Below are 19,831 nucleotides of genomic sequence, written 5' to 3'. Positions count from 1 at the left end.
CCGGGCGGCCGCCCCCGCCGCGCCCCCCCCCCCCCACGGCCGGGCGGGTCCGCACGGCGGAGGTCTCACCCGGACGCGCTCGTGTCCTCCGGGTCACCGCTGCCGTCCGTCCCACCCGTGGCGTCTGTGTCGCCGGTACCGCCTGTGCCATCGGTGCCACCCGTGCCACTCGAGCCGCCCGAGCCGTCGGTGGCGGCCGGTGGGGTCGGCCCGGCATGGGCCATGGGAAGGCCGACGCGGGTGGCCAGCGCGTCCCAGTCGCGGTCGCCGTCGGCCAGCGCCGCCCGGACCTGTGCCTGTAGCTGCGCGGCGGGGATCTGCGTGCCGTCGAAGAGCTGGGCGCAGGTGCGCGCGGCAGCCTCGTAGTGCCCGGCGCCGCTGGTGAAGAGCCGCTGCGCCTCCTGGTCCGGCCCGGGTGTGAGCCCGCCCGCCTGCTGCCCCTCCGCCGCCAGTTGGACGCACAGCGGGCGCAGTGAGGCGCCGTCCTGGGCGTCGAGGAAGGCGCGCGCGGACGCGACGCTGGTGGCGATACTGCCGCGCATCCCCTGGGTGGACGTGTACCAGGAGGCCAGCGGGCCCTGATCGACTTCTACTCCCACCGGCGTCGTCGCCGTGGAGCCCTCGTCGAAGCCCGATCCGCCGGTCAGGACGCACCCGACGACCAGCACGACCGCGCCGAGCACCGCGGCACCTGTCGCCGCCGGGGTCAGGGGCGGCTCGGCGATCCGCCACGACTCCCCCTGCAGCCAGGCCGGACGTCCTGCCACCCACCACCCCCGGATTGCCCGCCACCGTATTACCGCGAGCAAAGGGTACGGGACGGACATTCCGCCGCCTCAAATGACCTCAGTGCTGGTCACCGGGCCGACCTGAAGGCAACCGACAGCAGCGAGGCCACAACGCGACAGGACGGCCGGGGGCCGGGATGGGGCCCGGGTCTCCTGGGTCAGAGGCCCACCTGAGTTCCTGGGGCGGGCGCCCGGGCGGGTTCCCGGGTTCCCGGGGCGAGCGCCCGGCGAGGGGCCCCGGGGCGGGGCGGACGCCCGCGCCTGGCTTGGGAATGTGGCCTAGCAGTCGACGAATTCGGGCTGCTGGTTGAGTACCTGTGCCCGCGGTGAGACGAACGCCTGGTACTGCGCGCGCCCGACGGCCTCGGGGGCGAAGGCCGCGACCCGGTGGCAGTTCTGGAACGCCAGCGCGACACCGAAGTGCCGTTCGAGCGCCGACCGGATGGACGTGCTGGCCATCGCACGCAGCAGCTGCCCGCGCGCGGCCTCGTCCGGCGGGGGCACCTGGTTGTCGGCGAAATCCCGGCCCGCGGGGCCGGCGTCGGGCAGGGCCGTGACCAGCTCCTCGACCAGCCGGTAGGCGTACGGGAGCGAGGTGCGCACGCACGCGACGAAGTCCTCGTCGGTCATCCGGCCTTCGTCCGCGGCCTCGACCAGCTCGGGCGTGACGGTCAGTGACATCTGGAACCTCCAGGGAAGCACACGGATTGGCGACAGTCGGCGCCGAAGACGTCACACACCGTCGCACGAAATGAAAACCGATGTCAATACCGTTCCCATGACGAGAACTGAGGAGATCGCGCGCCCTCCAGACGGGCCGGGTAGATGAGAGAGTGGATGTCGTGGCGAGTGTGGAAGGCGAGCGGGTGAGCTCCCCGCGCGGCATGTCAGCGGCCTCCGACCGGGCGGCAGGCGGCGGCGGCGCTGGCTCCGGTGACCGCCCGAACGGGGCGGTGTCCCGCCCGGGTCGCGGCCGCGGCACCTCCGTCCGGGCCACCCGGCAGGGCGACGCGGTCTCCTCCGCGCTCGCGGCGACGAACGCCTTCACCAGCGCGCAGGACCTGCACGCCCGCCTACGCCAGGAGGGCCAGTCCGTCGGCCTGACGACCGTCTACCGTCACCTGCAGGTGCTGGCCGACCGCGGCGAGGTTGACGTCCTGCGCCGGGATGACGGCGAGACCGTGTACCGGCGGTGCACCACGGACGGTCACCACCACCATCTCGTGTGCCGCCACTGCGGCCACACGGTGGAGATCGCCGGCCCCGAGATCGAGGCCTGGACGTCCTCGGTGGCCAGCGCGGAGGGCTTCACCGACGTCGTGCACACCGTCGAGATCTACGGAACGTGCGCCCGGTGCGCCGCCGCACGCAACAGCGACAACAGCCCCGGCCGCCCTCGCGACGGCAGCTGAGCGAAACGCACGGAGACGAACGAGCGAAAACGGCTGAACGAACGCCCGCGAAAGCGGTTGAAGAAATGTGAAACGGCCGGGACAGCCAAGCCGTCCCGGCCGCCGCCCGGCGATGTGTGGCGACTGGATGAGTCCTGGCTGTCACTCAACCGCCGCAGTTACTCGGCACCGTTCAGTGGCAGACGCTGCCCTCGTGGCCGAACCCGGGCCGGGAGAGGTCGATGTCGAGCGCGTTGCCCCGACCGCTGATCGGCTTCAGGTCAATGACGCACTCGCGGCCGGTCGCGGTGTCCGTGACGGTGATGCGCTGCGCGCCGGCGTACAGCGCGCCGCTGCTCCAGTTCGCCGCCCCCGAGCTCGTGAAGACGGCGAAGGACGAGATCGGGTACCCGGTCGACGAACGGGCGTCACCGCCGAAGATGAGGAACTTCACCCGGTCACGGGCCGGTGTCTGCCCACCGTCGGTGAGCCGGCCGCCGACCTGCGCCGTACCCGGATCATTGAGCGTCGTCAGTTTGATGCGGCCGACGTACGCGGAGTACGTCCAGCCGTTGGCGCGATGGTCGAAGACGTCGATGTAGAAACGCGAGTGGACGAACTCGGCGTCCCGGTCGACCTGCGGGTAGAACTCGAACGAAAGCCCGGCCGTGCGGCGGCCCCAACCGGTGTTCAGCGTGCCGCCCTTGACCAGGTCAGGCTGGCTGTCGCCCATGAAGTACCCGTTGGGGAAGACAAGCCCCTTGCCCGTGGCGAAACGCGTGTACGTCGCGTAGCTGCCCCGTTCCTGGCAGGCGTTGACGAAGGTGTCGCCGGTACCGGTGGTCCGGTTGTAGTTCTGGCACGGCAGGTAGGGCTGCTGCGTCGAGCCGAGAACCAGGTCGACGCCGATGGCCCCGGAGATGGGCACCGGGCCGCCGTTCTGGTCCGTGAGGCCCTCGAACGGGACGGCCGCCCCGTTGCCCCGGGTGGAGTCGCCGGCGTACTGGGTGGTGTCGGCGGCCCATGCGGGCGACGGCCCCCCGACCACCACCAGCCCGCTCCCGGCGAGAAAGACGAAGGCGACGAGTATCTTGCGGCCGACGCCGGCGGCCAGTCCGCGGCGGCTCGACCTCTTGCGCAGGGTACGCGACACGACACTCCCGGATCGACAAAGGGCTGGACGGAGCACCAAGGACAGGCGTCGATTTCGCGACGCGTCTTCTCGACAGAAGGCCGGCGTCACGCGTCAACAAAAGAAAGGAAAGGACGGGAAGGCATTTCCGAGGCACCGCGATGTGGCGATGGGAGCACCACTCGTGCCGGCTTTTGTCACGGCTTCCTGCGAGCCAAGGTACAGCAGGTTGAAGCCCCCGGCGGCGAACGCCGGGGGACAATTACCTGAACGGGCGGACGGGCATCCGTCGGCCTGCCCGGGAGTGCCGTTTACCGGGGGGCGGTACCGGTGACAGGCTTGGGGGTGCCGTCTACCAGGGGGCGGTGCCGGAGAGGTCCGTGCAGTCGCGCAGGCTGTTCCAGCCGGTCAGGGCCTGACTGGCGGCGGCGCCCGTCAGCGGGCGCGGGACCCCGTCGACGATCCGGCCGGGTACCCAGTTGGCCGTGGTGACCGCCCGGCCCTGGAAGGTCAGTTCGAGCACGCCGGTCTCGGTGTTCGGGCCGCCGCCCGAAGCGTAGAAGACGAAGTTGCCCAGGCCGTAGCCGACGTACACGCCGTCGTGGTTCCACCCGGCGCCCTGCAGGACATGCGCGTGCCCGCCGACCAGCGCGTCCGCGCCCGCGGCGACCAGCGGCGCGACCAGGCCGGTCTGCGTGTCGCTCGGGCAGGCCTCGCGCTCGACCCCCCAGTGCAGGTAGACGATCACGGTGTCCACGGTCGGCCGCACCTCGCGGATCGCCGCGGCCAGCCGCTCGACCTTCTTCGCCGAGGCGAGCCCGGGTTTGCCGGGCCCGGCGGTCCACGCGGAGACCAGCTCGTCGTCGAGAACCTGCGTCGCACCGAAGATCGCTATTCGCTGGCCGTTCACGGTGGTCACGTAGGGGGTGTAGGCCGCCGAGTCGTCCGCGCCGATACCGACGGTCGGAAAATCGGCCTCTCGGGCGCTGCGCAGCGAGTCCGCGAGACCTTCGACCCCGTAGTCCATTCCGTGGTTGTTCGCCATGTTCACCACGTCGATACCGGCGGCGCGCATGGCGGTGAACGCGGTGGGCGGTGCACGGAATACGAACGCCTTGGTGGCCGGCGTGCCGCCGGTCGTGACAGCGGTCTCCAAATTGACAATGGCCAGGTCCGCCGCGGACAGGGTCTGTGCCATGGGCCCCACCGCGGTCTTGGGATCAGCCGCCAGTCGCTGCCCGGGCGCGCCTTCGAAATGGACGTCCCCGCCAAAGGCGATGCGGACCGGGTTTCCGGTCGGCCGCCGGGGGCCGCTACCCGCCGCCCCCTGCCCGACGGGGGCCGACGATTCGGCGGGCGGAGATGCCTGGGGTGACTGGGATGCGGGCTGGCCGTCCCGGCCCTGCTCGGTGTCGCCGAGCGCGGTGAGATTCCCCGAAGGGTCATCACCGCCGCCCATCAAGCCGAACGTGGCCAGGCCGACGCACACGGCGACCGCGAGAACAGCGCCTCCGGCGACCGCGGCGCCCCAGCTTTCCCGGAATCCGCCGGATCGGCGCGCGGGGCCCGACCGGCGGCCGTACCGGCGCCTGGAGGTCGGCCCCTGCCGGCCGTCTCCGTCATCCCCGAGCATTCACCCGACCCCCGCCCGCGATAATCATCGAACGAAAGTCACCCTACGGGAATCTCCGCGACGGCACATCGCCGCTGCGCCGCGCGGAACCCACCGATACATACCGGACGCACTCCGGAACCGGGAACGGCGCGAAACATGCGCGCCGCCCCGGAGCGATCGGAAATTCGGCACCCGATCGTAATATCGCCGTCCGCGCCGCCCCGGGGCAACGAGTCGCATTTGCGACACGGAGCACACAGGACCGGGACGGCAGTGGATCCGACCGGGGGCCGTCCGAGATTGCGACCCACCGAAAAATGTCGCCTACCGGACTAAATACTCAATCAGGTTGAAAAGTGTCGTATCCACGACGGCTGGCCCGAGCACGGCGGGCGACGGCCGCCTCCGAGCGTGCGGGAACCAGCGTGCGGGAACCTCGGAACGACCCCGGGCGGGAGCCTCAGAGCGACAGCAGCGCCGGGGCCAGCTCGCGCCACTGCCGGCGCGGCAGCCCCCTGCGGTCGAAGTCCAGGACCTGCACGGCCACCTGGTCCGCGCCCGCGTCCAGGTGCTCCTTGACCCGGCCGAGCAGGACGTCGGCGTCCCCCCACGGAACAATCGTGTCGACCAGCAGGTCGGACCCGGTGCCGGCGAGATCGTCATCGGTGAAGCCGTACCGGCGCAGGTTGTTCGTGTAGTTCGGCAGCCGCAGGTAGGACCCCGTGTGCCGGCGGGCCAGCTCCCGCGCCTCGCTCGCGTCCCGGTGCAGGACGAACGCCTGCTCCGGTATCAGCAGCTTCCCCGGCCCGAGCGCCGCGCGGGCGTCGGCGGTGTGCTCCGGCGGCACGAAGTAGGTGTGCGCGCCGTCCGCGCGCTCGCCTGCCAGGCCGAGCATCTTCGGCCCCAGTGCGGCCAGCACCCGCGGCTGGACTCCCTCCGGCGGGACCGCCCGGTACTGCTCGCCGGCCATCCGGTCCATCTCGTCCAGGTAGGCCCGCATCTGGCCCAGGGGCTTCGCGTAGGTCGCGCCGCGGATGCGCATCAGCTCCGCGTGCGAGACGCCGAGCCCGAGCAGGAACCTCCCCGGGTACGCCTCCGCGAGCGCGAGCTGGCCGGCGGCCATGGTCAGGGGATTGCGCGCGAGGATCTGCGCGATCCCGGTCGCGATCGTCATCCGGGACGTCGCCGCGAGCATCAGGCCGGCCGTGACCAGCACCTCGCGGCCCTTGACCTCGCCCGTCCACAGGGTGGAGTAGCCGAGCTCGTCGAGCTCGGACACCGCCTCGCGCACCGTGGCAGCGCTGGAGAAGTCGAACTGCCCGCTCCAGATGCCGACCTTGCCGAGAATCGCCCCGGCCGGCGGGCGTTCGCCGGGCGGCTCCGAACCCCGCGGGCTCCCGGCGGTCATGGGCGTGCCGGGATGGCCCGCCGAGCTGCTGGCTGCGTCGCTCACTGGGTCGCTCACGGGGTCACCGTATCGGGGGCACCCGACCACCACCCGCCGCGGCGGGCGTCGCCTGTCGGGGTCCCACCCGGCCCGGCGAACATCGTCCACCGGGATCTCACCAGGCGCCGACGAACATCGCGTTGTCGGGTTGCCGCGGCCGGAACGAGGACTATCGTTTGCCCGTGTGACGGAGCTCGTGCAGCTGCTCACCCCCGACGGCCGCCGCATCGCCTCGGACTCCGAGCAGGAGACCGACTACCAGGCATTCGTGGCCGACGTGACCGACGACGACCTGCTCGGCCTGCTGCGGGACATGATCATCGTCCGGCGTCTCGACGACGAGGGAACAGCGCTGCAGCGCCAGGGCGAGCTGTGCCTGTGGGCCAGCCTGCGCGGCCAGGAGGCGGCGCAGGTCGGCTCCGGTCGCGCGCTCGGCCCATCCGATATGGCCTTCCCCTCCTACCGGGAACACGGCGTGGCCTGGTGTCGGGAGGTCGATCCGCTGCACGTCTTCGGCCTGTTCCGGGGGACGTCGCTCGGCGGTTGGGACCCGGCCGAACACGGGTTCGCTCTCTACGCGATCGTCGTCGGGTCGCAGACCCTGCACGCCGCCGGCTACGCCATGGGCATCACCCGGGACGGCGGCGACGGCGCCGCGATCTCCTACTTCGGGGACGGCGCGTCCAGCGAGGGCGACGTGAGCGAGGCCTTCGGCTGGGCCAGCGTCTTCTCCGCGCCGCTGGTGTTCTTCTGCCAGAACAACCAGTGGGCGATCTCCGAGCCGTACCGGCGGCAGAGCCGGGTGCCGGTCTACCAGCGGGCGCGCGGCTTCGGCTTCCCCAGCGTGCGAGTGGATGGCAACGACGTCCTCGCGACCCTCGCCGTGACCCGATGGGCGCTGCGGCAGGCCCGATCGGGGGGTGGCCCCGTCCTGGTCGAGGCGCTGACGTACCGGATCAATCCGCACACCACCGCCGACGACCCGTCGCGTTACCGCCCGGCGGACGAGGTGTCCAGCTGGCGGATGCGCGACCCGATCGAGCGGCTGACGATCCATCTGCGGGCCCGCGGCGCGCTGACCGACGAGCGGGAGGCCGGCCTGGCCGCTGAGGCGAACGCCGTGGCGGCGGACCTGCGCGCCCGCTGCCTCGCGCTCCCCGACCCGCCCGAGGCCGCACTGTTCGACCACGTCCAGGTGACGGAGAACAATCTGGTTGCCGCCGAGCGCGCCGCGTTCACGGAACTACGGGGAGCACTGCTTTGACGACCAGCGATACGGCCACGGGGGCGGCAACCGGCCCGATCGGCTCTATCGACGCCATCGACCCGGGTCCGGTCGATCCGGTCTCCAGCGGTCCGGACTCGATCGCTCCGGACTCTGTCGGTTCCGTGGGCCCGGCGACGGACGGGGAGCCGCCGGCGAGCCCCCGCCAGACCCTGACCCTGGCGAAGGCGCTGAACACGGGCCTGCTCTCGGCCATGGCCGCCGACCCGAAGGTCGTGATCATGGGCGAGGACGTCGGCAAGCTCGGCGGCGTCTTCCGTATCACCGACGGCCTGCAGGCCCGGTTCGGCGAGGACCGCGTCATCGACACCCCGCTCGCCGAGTCGGCCATCGTCGGCACCGCCATCGGCCTGGCCATGCGCGGGTTCCGCCCGGTCTGCGAGATCCAGTTCGACGGCTTCGTCTACCCGGCGTTCGACCAGATCGTCAGCCAGCTCGCCAAGCTGCACTACCGCTCGGCCGGACGGATCCGGCTGCCGGTCACGATCCGCATCCCCTACGGCGGCGGGATCGGAGCGGTCGAGCACCACAGCGAGTCACCCGAGGCGTACTTCTGCCACACCGCCGGGCTGCGGGTCGTCACCTGCTCCAGCCCTGCCGACGCGCACCTCATGATCCAGCAGGCGGTGGCCTCGGACGACCCGGTGATCTTCCTGGAACCCAAGCGCCGTTACTGGGAGAAGGGCGAGGTCGACACCACCCCACTCGCCAGCATGCCGGGGCAGGAGCAGCTCGCGCTGCACACCGCGCGGGTGGTGCGGCCCGGGGCCGACGCCACCCTGGTCGCCTACGGCCCGATGATCCGCACCTGCCTGGACGCCGCCCAGGTGGCCGCCGAGGACGACGACCGCTCGCTCGAGGTGATCGACCTGCGCTCGCTCTCGCCGCTCGACCTCGACCCGGTCGTCGAGTCGGTGCGCCGCACGGGACGTCTCGTGGTGGTGCACGAGGCTCCGTCGAACGTCTCGCTGTCCTCGGAGATCGCGGCCCGGGTCACCGAGCAGGCGTTCTACCACCTGGAGTCGCCGGTGCTGCGGGTCACCGGGTTCGACACCCCGTACCCTCCGGCCCGGCTGGAAGACCACTACCTCCCCGACGTCGACCGGATCCTCGACGCCGTCGACCGATCGTTCGGCTACTGAGGAGATCTCCGGTGACCCATCGACAGTTCCGCCTCCCCGATCTCGGCGAGGGGCTGACCGAGGCGGAGATCGTCCGGTGGCTGGTGGAGGTCGGCGAGACCGTGACGGTCAACCAGCCGCTGGTCGAGGTCGAGACGGCCAAGGCGGTCGTCGAGATCCCGTCCCCGTTCGCGGGTGTGCTCGTCGAACGGCACGGCGAGGCCGGCACCGAGCTCGCCGTGGGCACGCCGCTGCTGACCATCGACGAGCCGGGCGACGAGTCCGCGACCGGCCCGACGACCGGGTCAGTCACCGGAGCCACCGAAGCCACCGGCCAGGAGACCACGCCGGGGGACGCCACTCGCAACGGCGCGGCATCCCTGCCCGTGTCCCGGACCGGAGAGGCCGCGGACGTCCCAGGGGGGCCCGGCACGGCCGACCTGTCACCGATGGCCGCCGGGCGCACCCCGATGCTGGTGGGGTACGGCCCGCGCAGCGACTCCGGCCCGCGCCGCCGGCGGCGCCCCCGCAACCCGGACGGCCCCCTGCCCGGCTCGACGACGCCCGTGGCGACCATCGCCGCCCCCGCGCCCGCTTACGGCACAGCGCCCGCTCCCGGCACAGCTCCCGCTGCCAGCTCAGTGCCCGGGGCCATGGCACCCGTCGTGTCGTCGGTGCCGGCCTCGGCGCCAGCCGCATCCCCGGCGTCGGCCGCGGCCGGTGCGCCGGACCGATCAGCCGTAGTGCCGATCGGGGCGGCCCCGCAGCATGGGCGCGTCGCGGCGAAGCCACCCGTCCGCAAGCTCGCGCGTGATCTGGGTGTGGACCTCTCCACGCTCGCGGGCACCGGTCCCGCGGGCACCATCAGCCGCGCCGACGTCGAAACCGCGGCGCGTCAGGCCACGCCCCCCGAGCCCGTGCCCGTCCCCACCACCGCCACTCCGACGACCCGCACTGGGCCGGTCCGTGTCCCTGGCGTTGTCCCTTCGTCCAACGGAATCGACGGCCCGCGCCAGCCGGAACTGAACGGACACGCGGAGATCACACGGCGGGTGCCCGGAGCCATCCCGCCCGACGCCGGATTCAACGACACCGACCGGATCTGGCGGATCCCCGTCACGGGCGTGCGGCGCACCATGGCACGGGCGATGGTGGCCAGCGTGTTCTCGGCCCCGCACGCCACCGAGTTCCTCAGCGTGGACGTCACCGAGACGATGGCGGCCCGCGAGCGGATCGCCGCCCTGCCGGACTTCGCCGGCATCCGGGTCACGCCGCTGCTGCTCGTGGCGAAGGCGCTCCTCACCGCCGTCCGGCGCCACCCAATGATCAACTCGACCTGGGTGGGCGACACGTCCGGGGAGAACGCCGAGATCCAGGTGCACGAGCGGATCAACCTCGGCATCGCCGTGGCCGGGCCGCGTGGCCTGGTCGTCCCGAACATCCCGGACGCCGGATCGCGCGGCCTGGTCGACCTCGCCCGCAGCCTGCACTCCCTCACCGAGGCCGCGCGCGCCGACCGGCTGCGCCCGGCCGACCTCTCCGGCGGGACCATCACCATCACCAACGTCGGAGTTCTCGGGGTGGACACCGGGGCACCGGTCCTCAATCCCGGTGAGGCCGCGATCCTCGCCCTCGGCGCGATCCGCCCGGCTCCCTGGGTGCACGAAGGCGAGCTGGCGGTACGGACGGTGGCCCACCTCGCGCTGTCCTTCGACCACCGCGTCGTGGACGGCGAGCTCGGCTCGGCGGTCCTGGCCGACGTCGCGGCCGTCCTCGCCGACCCCGTCATCGCGCTCGCCTGGAGCTGACCCCGCGGGGCGGCCGGCGACCCGGAAAGCCCGCCTACAGCGGAGGATCCGGGCGGACCGGGCCGCGCCAGCCACCCCACAGCCCGGTCACACGACGCACAACGACTCGAGCCTCGGCGGGATGTCCGGCCGCGGCTTGGAGTGAGCTTTTGGTGGGGGCTTCCGGCCGGCTGGTCGATCGGGGCGAACTACGCAGTTCGCCACATACACCCCCCCGGGAACAACGGACGCATAGGGGTGCACAACGGAGACAGGTGTCCTGCCTGGTACGGTTGCGCCTCACACCCGGCATCCGGCTCAACTTCCACCACGAAGAGGTGAACGCATGACGCGCGTGGAGGCTCTGCAGGCCGCCGACGAGTTCGTCGCGAAGGTTCTGACCTCCGCCAGCACCAGCGGCCGGTTCAACGGGGCGCTCAACCTGGCCGAGCGCGTGGACCTCACGCTGCGGGTCGCCCGGTTCCTTCTCGAGGGCCAGTCGTCCTCCGAGGCCGACGACCTGCTCAAGCGGGACATGCGCAACGAGCTCGACCAGGCGTTCCCGCCGCTGCGCACCACCTGAGCCAGCCGGCCCCCCTACCTAAATCCGGGCCCGTACCGGGATACCCGCGTGTCGTCACCTGTCGTCGGACGACTGCAGCGGCCGGTGCAGCACACCGTGCTCGTGGCCGGTCTCGGGGCGGACGGGATCCTGGTGGGACGGGGCCTCGATCTGCATGGACGGGTCGACCAGCACGGTGTCGTCCACGCTGACCGGAGGCGCGGCGCCGTGCTCGATCGACTCCTCGACGATCCTGCGGCGCCACTGGTCGCGGTAGAGCGTGACGCCCAGGCCCACGATGCTCACGATCATGAGGATCACCCCGACCGCCGTGAGGTCGAGGCCGGACGGTTCGGCACGGACGGCGAAGGTGAGCACGGCACCCAGTGCGAAGAGGAGAAGACTCAGCGGGGTTCCCATACGGCTCGTCTACCCCAGATCGGACACCGTAGAACCACGATCGGCACATCTCCACGACGGAGCGCGACCCTGGTCGCCGCGGGTAGCCACAACTCCACGTGAACCAGCCCGGATCCACGTGAACCAGCCCGGACAAAGATCCTCCCGGGGCCGCGCCGGCACGACCGCGGCCCCGGGAGGATCACACTGGCTGGACCGATCCGACCAGGCTGAAACGAGCTGGGACGAACGGTCAGAACGCCGCTTCGGACATCTCCATCAGCCCGAGACCGGTGCCCTCCAGCACCGTCCGGCGTGTGCGCAGCTCCGGCAGGATGTTGGCCGCGAACCAGCGCGCGGCCGCGATCTTGCCCTCATAGAACGCCCGGTCGCGCTCGGACGGGGAGCCGTCCAGCCCGCGTAGCGCCGCGTCGGCACCGCGCAGCAGCAGCCAGCCGACGACGAGGTCGCCGATGCTCATCAGCAGCCGCGTGGTGTTCAGCCCGACCCGGTAGACCTGGGACTTGTCCTGGGCGGTGGCGGTGAGGAACCCGACCATCGAACCGACCATGGCCTGGCACTCGTCGAGCGCCGCGCCCAGCGACTCCCGCTCCGCGCGGAGCGCGCCGTTGCCCGCCTCGCCCTTCACGAACTCCTGGACCTGCGTGAACAGAGTGGTCAGCGCCCGGCCCTTGTCCCGGACGATCTTCCGGAAGAAGAGGTCCTGGCCCTGGATGGACGTCGTGCCCTCGTACAGGGTGTCGATCTTCGCGTCGCGGATGTACTGCTCGATCGGGTAGTCCTGCAGGTATCCGGAGCCGCCGAGGACCTGCAGCGAGCTCGCCAGCAGTTCGTAGGAGCGCTCCGAGCCGACTCCCTTCACGATCGGGAGCAGCAGGTCGTTCATCCGCACCGCGTTGTCGTCCACCTCGCCGCGGGCCGCCGCCAGCGTGACGGCGTCCTGGAAGGTAGCGGTGTACAGCACGAGGGCACGCATCCCCTCCGCGTAGGCCTTCTGCTGCATGAGCATCCGGCGCACGTCGGGATGGTTGATGATGGCCACCCGGGGCGCGGTCTTGTCCGACGCCCGGGTCAGGTCGGCGCCCTGGATCCGCTCGCGGGCGAAGGCCAGCGCGTTGAGGTACCCGGTGGACAACGTGGCGATCGCCTTCGTGCCGACCATCATCCGGGCGTACTCGATGACCCGGAACATCTGCGCGATGCCGTCGTGGACGTCGCCGACGAGCCATCCGACGGCCGGCTCGCGCTCACCGAAGCGCATCTCGCAGGTGGTCGAGACCTTCAGGCCCATTTTCTTCTCAAGGTTCGTGACGTAGGCACCGTTGCGGGCGCCCGGGGCGCCGGTCTCCGGGTCGGGCAGGTACTTGGGCACGACGAACATCGACAGGCCCTTGGTGCCGGGGCCGTGCCCCTCCGGGCGGGCGAGCACCAGGTGGAGGATGTTCTCCGGGATGTCCCAGTCGCCGCTGGTGATGAACCGCTTCACACCCTCGATGTGCCAGGTCCCGTCCGGCTGTTGGACGGCCCGCGTCCGGCCGGCTCCGACGTCGGAGCCGGCGTCCGGCTCGGTCAGCACCATGGTCGCGCCCCAGTGCCGCTCGATGGCCCAGTTCGCGATCTTCTTCTGCCATGGCGTGCCGATGCCCTCGAGGATCGCGGCGAACGTCGGCCCGGCCATGTACAGGAACACCCCCGGGTTCGCCCCGAGGAGCAGCTCGGACGCCGCCCAGGCGATGGTCGGCGGGGCACCCATGCCGCCCAGGTGCGGTGGGACGTAGAGCCGCCACCACTCGCCCTCCTGCGCCGCCGCGAAGGACCTGCGGAACGACTCGGGCAGCGTGACGGTGCCTGTGGCGGGGTCGAGTGTCGGCGGGTGCCGGTCGGCGTCCTCGAAGGACTCGGCGATCGGCCCGACGGCGACCCGCTCCAGCTCGGCGAGCACCTCATGCGCTGTGTCGCGGTCCATCTCCGCGAAGGGCCCGGTCCCGAGCGTCCGGTCCACGCCGAACACCTCGAACAGGTTGAACTCGATGTCGCGGAGATTGCTCCGGTAGTGCCCCATGGACGGCTCCTCCCCTCCGGCTCACCGCATGATCATCGGCGGCGCGGGCGTAGTTACTCGCTGGTAGGTCATGCCCCATGCTACCCGCGAGTAACCAAGGTTCCAGGTGATCCGCCGACGAAAGCCGCATCTGTTCGGAGCTGGGCGGAAAGTACGTCGAGTCAGTAATGTCCGGCACGTTTAGTCTTGCGGCCATGACGGAGGGCAGGGCGGCGGTCGCCGACGAGTCCGACAACGGGACGACCCAGGAGGTCCGGCTCGCGGTCGTGATGACCGGCGGCGCGAGCCTGGCGGTGTGGATGGGCGGCGTCGCCCGGGAGATCAACCTCCTGACCGGCGCCTCCGCACACCGCGACCGCGCCGCGGGTGACGGTCACGTCGGCGTGGCCGGGACCGGAGACCAGGGCCTGTCCGCCGCCGACGCGGCGGCCGCGTCCCGCTGGGCGGCGCTACTGGAGATCCTCGACGTCGAGGTGTCGGTGGACGTCCTGGCCGGGGCCTCGGCGGGTGGGATCAACGCGGCGCTGCTCGGCTACGCCAACGCCCACGACGCCGACCTGGGCCCGCTGCGCGATCTGTGGATCACACTGGGATCACTGCGCGAGCTGATGCGACGCCCGGGCGAGCGGAGCTTCCCGTCGCTGCTGCGCGGCGACGCCGTGATGCTGCCCGCCCTGCAGACCGCGCTGCGCAGCCTCGAGCCCCCGTCCCGAAGCGGTCACACCGCCGAGGCGAGGCGCGCCAGATCCGCGCGGACGGTTCGCCCGACCTCGGTGTTCATCACGACCACGATCCTGCGCGGCGAGTCGGCGCGCTGGTCGGACGACCTCGGCGGCATCGTCCGCGACCTCGACCACCGCGGCCTGTTCGTCTTCGGCGAGGACGACCTGACCGACCCCGAGGCGGCCAACCGCCTGGCGCTTGCCGCCCGGGCCAGCGCGGCCTTCCCCGGTGCCTTCGAGCCGGCCTACATTCCCGTCCAAAGCTCGCCCGACGCGGACCATCCCGACATGGCCGACTACGTCAACGCGGCCAGCGGCTTCTACGGCTCCGACGGCGGCATCCTGGTGAACCGCCCGATCGGGCCGGCCCTGCAGGAGATCTTCGACCAGCCGGCGCACGGGCGGCAGGTGCGCCGCGTGCTCGCCTACGTGGTGCCCGCGCCCAACCCGCCGGACGACCCCACGCCGAGCCGAGACGACGGGTCGACGCCGACAGTCTCCGACACGCTGCTCGGCGCCCTGGGCGCGGCGCTGAACCAGTCGATCGCGAGCGACCTGCGGCGCATCAGGGACCACAACGAGGCGGTACGCGGCGTCCGCGCGAGCCGGCGCGGGCTGTTCCGCCTCGCCCCGGCCGGCGGCCCCCGCCTCGCCGACGAGGCGATCTACGAGGCCTACCGCCACCGCGAGGCCGAACGCGCCGCGGACATCGTCCTGAGCACGCTGGACCGGATCGTCACCGACGCGAACGCCGACACGAACGTCGGCGCGGACGCGGCGGCGCTGCTCGTGGACCCGGCCGGACGGACGGACCTGCGGGCCGCGGCGGTCGCGGCCGCGTTGACGGAGTTCCCGGACCGGCTGCCCGGCCCGGACGACCTCGGTGACCTTTGGCGGCTGGGCCGCCCCGCGGTGGACGCCGCCAAGGGCATCCTGATTTCGATGATCAACGAGGCCTACGTCCTGTCGACCGCCCCGGACGACCGGGTGGCGCTGGCGACGCTGGCCCGGGAGGTGCACGCGGCGGTCGTCGCGCCCCGCGAGCAGGCCGGAGCACATCTGCTCCCGCTCCCGTCGACGCCGGCGAACCGGGGCGGCTTCACCGTCGTCCGCCACACCCTGCGCGACCTGGCGGGGGCGTCGTCCGCCGCCGTGGTGGCCGAGGCGACCCGCCGCTGGCTGCGCGGCGCCGGCGACGAGGAGACCAGCCAGACCGACCTCACGCTCGCCTGGAGCACGCTGGGCTCGGTCACCGAGAACCTGCGCGGTCTTCTGACCGGCGTCCTCGCCCGCTCAGCACCGTCGCGGACGGCCACCACCGACCGCGCGGACAGGCCCGGCCACGGGGACAGGGACGGGGAGCACGGGGGGCGGGACGGGCAGGACGGGCAGGACGAGGACCGGCCCTTCGGGCCCGCGGCGCTGATCACGCCAGGGCCGCGCACCCACGCGAACGGGCTGAGCCTCGCCGGGCGGCGCCGCGTCGCCGCCCGCACCCTGCGGGACTTCGTCGGCTACCTCCCCACCCGGCGCTCGCGGGCCGCGCTGGCCCTGCTCGACCTGCACCTGGTCACCCACGCCCTGACCGGCGGGGACGTCGTCGACCAGCCGGTGGAGCTGGTCCAGGTGAGCGCGGACATCCGCTGCGATCTGGACCCGTCACGGGCGAGCGCCGACCGGAAGCTGACCGGGCTCCAACTCGGCAACTTCGGCGCGTTCGCGAAGTCGTCCTGGCGGGCCAGCGACTGGATGTGGGGCCGGTTGGACGGCGCCGCCTGGCTGGCCCGCATCCTGCTCGACCCCCGGCGGCTGGTCCACTTACGCGATGCCACCGCGCCGGGCGCGGAACCGCCCGACAACACCGCGACCTGGCTCACCGAATTCGTGGAGCTGCTGGCGACGGTCGCCGCGGGCCCCGCCACCGCGGACGTCCTCGACGAGCTCGCCTGGCTCGACGACCCGGACGCGGCCGTGCCGGCCGCCCTGCCCGAGACCGCGGCCTGGGTCGCCGCCGGGATCCAACGCGAGATCGCCGCCGGCGAGCTGACCAGCGTCGCCGACGCCGTCCGGGCGGACATCGCCGGTGCCAGGGTCGGCTCCGCGCCCACCCGGGAGTTCCTCGACGCGATGACGCCCGGACCGGCCCAGCTCGATCCCGCCGACGCCGCCCGGGTGCTGCGGGCGTGCCGCGTCTCGGACGAGCGGCTGACCGATCGGGCCAACAGCCCGATCCTCGCCATCACGGTCGCCCAGGTGCTGGCGGTCCTCACCGGGTGGCTGGCGTCGCTGCGCGCGCTGCCGCGGCCGCTGCGTCCGGCGGTCGCGGCGGTGCGCGCCGTCGCCCGCGTCGCCTACGCGCTGGTGGACGACGTGACCCGCGGCCGGCGCCGGGCGACGATCGCCCTCGGCACGGTGCTGCTAGCCGCCGGGCTCGCAGGCGCGCTCATCCTGTCCGGCCCGATGGGCGGCGTGGGGCTGCTGGTGGCCGTGACGGGGCTGCTGCTGATCAGCCTCACGGGCTGGCGGGTGCTGCCCGCGGGGCTGGCCGTCGTGGGCGTGGCGGGGCTGGCGGCGGTGGCCGCGGCGGGGGTGATCCCGGTCGTGGGCGACCATCTCTTCCCCTGGCTACACGACGACGCGGTGCCCTACCTGGCCGATCATCCCTGGGCGTGGGCGGCCGTCTTCGGCCTGCTGATGCTCCCGCCGGTGTGGTCACTCGCCGAACTCCTGCGCCCGCGGCGGCGGAGCCGACACCGGCCGGCAAGCTGACACCAGCCAGCCAGCCAGCCAGCCCGCCAGCGAGCCCACACGGTCCGGCGAACTGGCACCGACCGGCGAGCTGACCGTGGTCAGGAGACGTCCGCCCAGCGCATCCCGCCGTCGGGCTCACGCAGGCAGGTGACCGGACGGCCGTCGGCACCCGGGACGATCTGCCCCGCGTCGGCGGGCTCGCACTCGCTGCCCGGCTCGGGCCGTGACCGGGTGGACTGCGCCGGAGCCTCCGGCGACCACCGGCCGGAGACGGCCGACCCGGTACCGGCTTCGCCGGGCACGCAGTAGAGAACCAGCCCGTTGACGGCGACGGCGGGCTCCTCATCGCGCCCCGGGACGCAGGCCTCGCCCAGGAACACCGGCGACGGCGCCACCGACGGCAGATCGGGCACGACCGGGCCGGTGGGCTCCGCGGACTGCGCGTCCGGGCTGGTCTGCGCCTCCGGGCCGGCCGGCGTGCTCGGGCCAGTCCCCGTCGGCGGGTCGGAACCCGGCGCACCGGCGCCCGCCGAAGCCGAGCCGGTGCTCCCCGGCCCGCCCGCCGCGGAGTCCGCGCCGGGAGTGCCCGCACCGGCCGTGGTCTGACCGTCACCCGCCGACCCGGCGGCCTCGCCGGAGCCCGCGGGCGAGGACGAACCCGCTCCCGGTGGCTGCGGGGCCGCGGCCACCGCCGGCTCGGGCCGGGTGGTCGTCGTGTCGCTCCCCGCCTCGCCGCAACCGGCGAGCGCGGCAGCGAGGGCCGCACCGACGATCACCGCACGAAGACCCGCACGTGAGAGAACGGTGGAGCGAACCGGGCCGTCGAAATTGTTCCGATGTAGCGAATCGAGGGTGGTGGAGGCACCCCGAAAGTGCCCCGACGAGGTGCCGCGGGAGGCCACGCCGAACGGACGATCACCGGTCACGGCATCCCTCCCCTCGCAGGTCCTGCCCACAGCCTCGATCCAGCTTAGGTAGCCGCTGGCACCGAATGCGGCCAGTTGACCGGAACGGGCGCCGGGCGGCGGCCGGAACGGGCCGTTTGTCCGGGCCCGAGACCGTCGTTCCGTTGCTGATGGCTAGTGGTCTGGATGTGATTCCAGGCCGGGCGATCGGCGCTCCCCCGGAAGCTCCTCCATCCGGCTCGGATCGGCGCGGGCGTCCGACCGCGGGGGTGTCCTACCCCCTTGAGGCCCACGTTCCTCCTACGGGTGCCGACGAGTCCGCCATCTCGTGGTGCCGACCCGTGTCTCCTGGTGCCGTGTCTCCTGGTGCCATGTCTTCTGGTGCCGCCGGGGCCGGGCGGCCCGGGCGGGAGAGCCCGGGCGATCGCCCGCGTACCAGCCGGCGGGCCGGTCAGTAGGCGTCGACGGGGACGGGCTGGGCCGCCCACTCGACCGGGGCGAGCTGGCCGCCCGTGGTCAGCTCGGAGGCCACCGCGGACAGGGCGACCGGCTCACGCGGCGGCAGCGGGATGGCGTCCGAGAGCGTCCCCAGCTCCACCCAGCCGAGCAGCTCCTCTCCGCCCGTCAGGCCGAACACCGCGCGGACCTGGTCGCTGTCGGGCAGCGGCGTCGACTTCCACGCCGAGGCGACTCCCTGGGCGTGCGCGGCGAGGCAGAGGTTCTGCGCCGCGGCAGCGGCGGACGCGTCCTGCTCGGCGCGGGGGACGCGCGCGCCGGGCACCCGGGAGGCGATCACGGCGATGAGGACCGGCGAGCGGGTCGCCTTGCCCGCCGCCTTACGGATGACCGGTTCGGCCAGGCCGCCGACCGCCTCGGCCGCCGCGGTGATGGCGTTCGCCAGCACCTCGCGGGCTTCGCCGCGCACCACCACGAACCGCCACGGGCGCAGCATCTTGTGGTCCGGCGCGGTGGTCGCGGCGGCGAGCATGACGGCGAGCTGTTCGTCGGTGGGGCCGGGCTCCACGAGCCGGGTCGCGGTACGTCGGGTCATCAGGCAGTCGAGGGCGTCCACAGCAGCTCCATTCGGTTCGGGTTCGGGTTCGCGTCCACGCGTTTGCAATTTGATCTAATTTGGCCAGGATCGACCCGGATCGGCGCCGCGCACGCCAGGTTCCCGATCGCTCACTTTCCGTGGGCGAGCCCTTCCCATTTCACTGAGGTTCCCTCATAATAGATGAGGCTCAGAAATCCGGGCTGCCGGCCGCGCACCTCCGGCGGCCCGCACCACCACCACCAGCAGCCGCGCACCGCGTGCAGCCGTGCATCGCCAGCAGAGAGGACGGCCGGCCCATGCCCCCACCCGACACCGGCGACGAGGTCGTCGACCTCATCCTCGCCCTCGGCCACCAGGTCAGGCGCGGGGTCAACGAGTCGCTGCGGGCCGGCGCCGGCCTGACCCTGCCCCGACTCAAGGTTCTGCGGCTCGTCGCGGAGACCGGCCCCCTACGACTGCGGGACCTGGCGAGCGCCGTCTCCGTGGCACCCCGGACGATGACCGAGACAGTGGACGGGCTGGAGGCCGACGGCCTCGTGCGCCGCCAGATCGACCCGGCCGACCGCCGCGCGATCCTGCTGGAGCTGACGCCGAAGGGAAAGACCACGCTGGAGACCGGGCGTGCCTGCGCGTCGGCCGCCGTCCGACGCTTCACCGACGGGTTGTCGGCGGACGATCGGGCCACTCTGGGCCGGCTCCTGGCGCAGGTGCGGGACAACGCGGCTGCCGTTAACACGGTGCCGTTACCGTGAGGTGAGCACCTGGGCGCGCCAACCCGAGGAGGCCACG

General features: G+C 72.6%; 16 protein-coding genes. 7 read left to right on the top strand and 9 right to left on the bottom strand.

Annotated features, from left to right (window positions below; all coding sequences use genetic code 11):
- Positions 1-65 precede the first annotated feature (65 nt).
- Entirely contained in the window at positions 66-767 is a 702-nt protein-coding gene (locus MXD62_RS11950) for a hypothetical protein (protein ID WP_248829346.1), read from the bottom strand.
- A 300-nt stretch (positions 768-1,067) separates the two neighbouring features.
- Positions 1,068-1,469: an SCO5389 family protein gene (locus MXD62_RS11945; protein WP_248829345.1), complete on the bottom strand. Its 402-nt coding sequence runs from the start codon at positions 1,467-1,469 to the stop codon at positions 1,068-1,070.
- A 203-nt stretch (positions 1,470-1,672) separates the two neighbouring features.
- Here MXD62_RS11945 and MXD62_RS11940 point away from each other — a divergent pair, with 203 nt between their 5' ends.
- The gene (locus MXD62_RS11940; RefSeq protein ID WP_248829371.1) at positions 1,673-2,200 is read left to right on the top strand and encodes a Fur family transcriptional regulator; all 528 of its coding nucleotides are present in this window, start codon (positions 1,673-1,675) and stop codon (positions 2,198-2,200) included.
- 172 nt (positions 2,201-2,372) lie between these two features.
- Here the strand turns inward: MXD62_RS11940 and MXD62_RS11935 are convergent, their stop codons facing one another.
- The 3 genes from MXD62_RS11935 to MXD62_RS11925 form a co-directional block, all read right to left on the bottom strand.
- Positions 2,373-3,332, bottom strand: a complete 960-nt coding sequence (locus MXD62_RS11935) for a hypothetical protein (RefSeq protein WP_248829344.1) — start codon at positions 3,330-3,332, stop codon at positions 2,373-2,375.
- Positions 3,333-3,663: 331 nt separating this feature from the next.
- Complete coding sequence (locus MXD62_RS11930; protein ID WP_248829343.1) at positions 3,664-4,944, bottom strand: CapA family protein; 1,281 nt, start codon at positions 4,942-4,944, stop codon at positions 3,664-3,666.
- Between the two features lie 442 nt (positions 4,945-5,386).
- Positions 5,387-6,334 (bottom strand): LLM class F420-dependent oxidoreductase, encoded by a 948-nt coding sequence (locus MXD62_RS11925; RefSeq protein WP_248829370.1) that lies wholly within the window; start codon positions 6,332-6,334, stop codon positions 5,387-5,389.
- Positions 6,335-6,557: 223 nt separating this feature from the next.
- On the opposite strand from MXD62_RS11925, the gene MXD62_RS11920 reads away from it, so the two are divergent.
- The 4 genes from MXD62_RS11920 (at position 6,558) to MXD62_RS11905 (ending at position 11,149) form a co-directional block, all read left to right on the top strand.
- On the top strand, positions 6,558-7,637 hold the full coding sequence (locus MXD62_RS11920; RefSeq protein ID WP_248829342.1) for a thiamine pyrophosphate-dependent enzyme: 1,080 nt from the start codon (positions 6,558-6,560) through the stop codon (positions 7,635-7,637).
- Positions 7,638-7,762: 125 nt separating this feature from the next.
- Complete coding sequence (locus tag MXD62_RS11915; protein WP_308301239.1) at positions 7,763-8,800, top strand: alpha-ketoacid dehydrogenase subunit beta; 1,038 nt, start codon at positions 7,763-7,765, stop codon at positions 8,798-8,800.
- An 11-nt stretch (positions 8,801-8,811) separates the two neighbouring features.
- On the top strand, positions 8,812-10,587 hold the full coding sequence (locus MXD62_RS11910; RefSeq protein ID WP_248829340.1) for a dihydrolipoamide acetyltransferase family protein: 1,776 nt from the start codon (positions 8,812-8,814) through the stop codon (positions 10,585-10,587).
- Positions 10,588-10,912: 325 nt separating this feature from the next.
- A complete protein-coding gene (locus MXD62_RS11905) occupies positions 10,913-11,149 on the top strand; it encodes a hypothetical protein (RefSeq protein ID WP_018504030.1) in 237 nt (78 codons plus the stop codon).
- 54 nt (positions 11,150-11,203) lie between these two features.
- Here MXD62_RS11905 and MXD62_RS11900 read toward each other — a convergent pair whose 3' ends face one another.
- Positions 11,204-11,548 carry a hypothetical protein gene (locus MXD62_RS11900; RefSeq protein ID WP_248829339.1) on the bottom strand — a complete coding sequence of 115 codons (345 nt, stop codon included), beginning with the start codon at positions 11,546-11,548 and terminating at the stop codon, positions 11,204-11,206.
- 232 nt (positions 11,549-11,780) lie between these two features.
- Positions 11,781-13,610: an acyl-CoA dehydrogenase gene (locus MXD62_RS11895; protein WP_248829338.1), complete on the bottom strand. Its 1,830-nt coding sequence runs from the start codon at positions 13,608-13,610 to the stop codon at positions 11,781-11,783.
- Positions 13,611-13,804: 194 nt separating this feature from the next.
- Between MXD62_RS11895 and MXD62_RS11890 the strand changes: the two genes are divergently transcribed.
- On the top strand, positions 13,805-17,101 hold the full coding sequence (locus MXD62_RS11890; protein ID WP_248829337.1) for a patatin-like protein: 3,297 nt from the start codon (positions 13,805-13,807) through the stop codon (positions 17,099-17,101).
- An 80-nt stretch (positions 17,102-17,181) separates the two neighbouring features.
- On the opposite strand, the gene MXD62_RS11885 is transcribed toward MXD62_RS11890, so the two are convergent.
- Positions 17,182-17,859 carry a hypothetical protein gene (locus MXD62_RS11885; protein WP_248829336.1) on the bottom strand — a complete coding sequence of 226 codons (678 nt, stop codon included), beginning with the start codon at positions 17,857-17,859 and terminating at the stop codon, positions 17,182-17,184.
- Positions 17,860-18,439: 580 nt separating this feature from the next.
- Positions 18,440-19,060, bottom strand: coding sequence for a nitroreductase (locus MXD62_RS11880; protein WP_020464648.1), 621 nt, complete (start codon positions 19,058-19,060; stop codon positions 18,440-18,442).
- Positions 19,061-19,338: 278 nt separating this feature from the next.
- On the opposite strand from MXD62_RS11880, the gene MXD62_RS11875 reads away from it, so the two are divergent.
- Positions 19,339-19,794: a MarR family winged helix-turn-helix transcriptional regulator gene (locus MXD62_RS11875; protein ID WP_248829335.1), complete on the top strand. Its 456-nt coding sequence runs from the start codon at positions 19,339-19,341 to the stop codon at positions 19,792-19,794.
- The last annotated feature ends 37 nt before the right edge of the window (positions 19,795-19,831 follow it).

The sequence above is a fragment of the Frankia sp. Mgl5 genome (genome assembly GCF_023242985.1).
Lineage (GTDB): Bacteria > Actinomycetota > Actinomycetes > Frankiales > Frankiaceae > Parafrankia > Parafrankia soli.
Note: the sequence above shows the minus strand (reverse complement) of the source record. Positions and strands in the feature narration are given on the sequence as shown.

What these genes read in the sequence shown, in the direction of transcription:
- MXD62_RS11945 (WP_248829345.1), bottom strand. Translation starts at nt 1,469, where the DNA reads ATGTCACTGACCGTCACGCCCGAGCTGGTCGAGGCCGCGGACGAAGGC.
- MXD62_RS11940 (WP_248829371.1), top strand. Translation starts at nt 1,673, where the DNA reads ATGTCAGCGGCCTCCGACCGGGCGGCAGGCGGCGGCGGCGCTGGCTCC.
- MXD62_RS11930 (WP_248829343.1), bottom strand. Translation starts at nt 4,944, where the DNA reads ATGCTCGGGGATGACGGAGACGGCCGGCAGGGGCCGACCTCCAGGCGC.
- MXD62_RS11925 (WP_248829370.1), bottom strand. Translation starts at nt 6,334, where the DNA reads ATGACCGCCGGGAGCCCGCGGGGTTCGGAGCCGCCCGGCGAACGCCCG.
- MXD62_RS11905 (WP_018504030.1), top strand. Translation starts at nt 10,913, where the DNA reads ATGACGCGCGTGGAGGCTCTGCAGGCCGCCGACGAGTTCGTCGCGAAG.
- MXD62_RS11900 (WP_248829339.1), bottom strand. Translation starts at nt 11,548, where the DNA reads ATGGGAACCCCGCTGAGTCTTCTCCTCTTCGCACTGGGTGCCGTGCTC.
- MXD62_RS11895 (WP_248829338.1), bottom strand. Translation starts at nt 13,610, where the DNA reads ATGGGGCACTACCGGAGCAATCTCCGCGACATCGAGTTCAACCTGTTC.
- MXD62_RS11890 (WP_248829337.1), top strand. Translation starts at nt 13,805, where the DNA reads ATGACGGAGGGCAGGGCGGCGGTCGCCGACGAGTCCGACAACGGGACG.
- MXD62_RS11875 (WP_248829335.1), top strand. Translation starts at nt 19,339, where the DNA reads ATGCCCCCACCCGACACCGGCGACGAGGTCGTCGACCTCATCCTCGCC.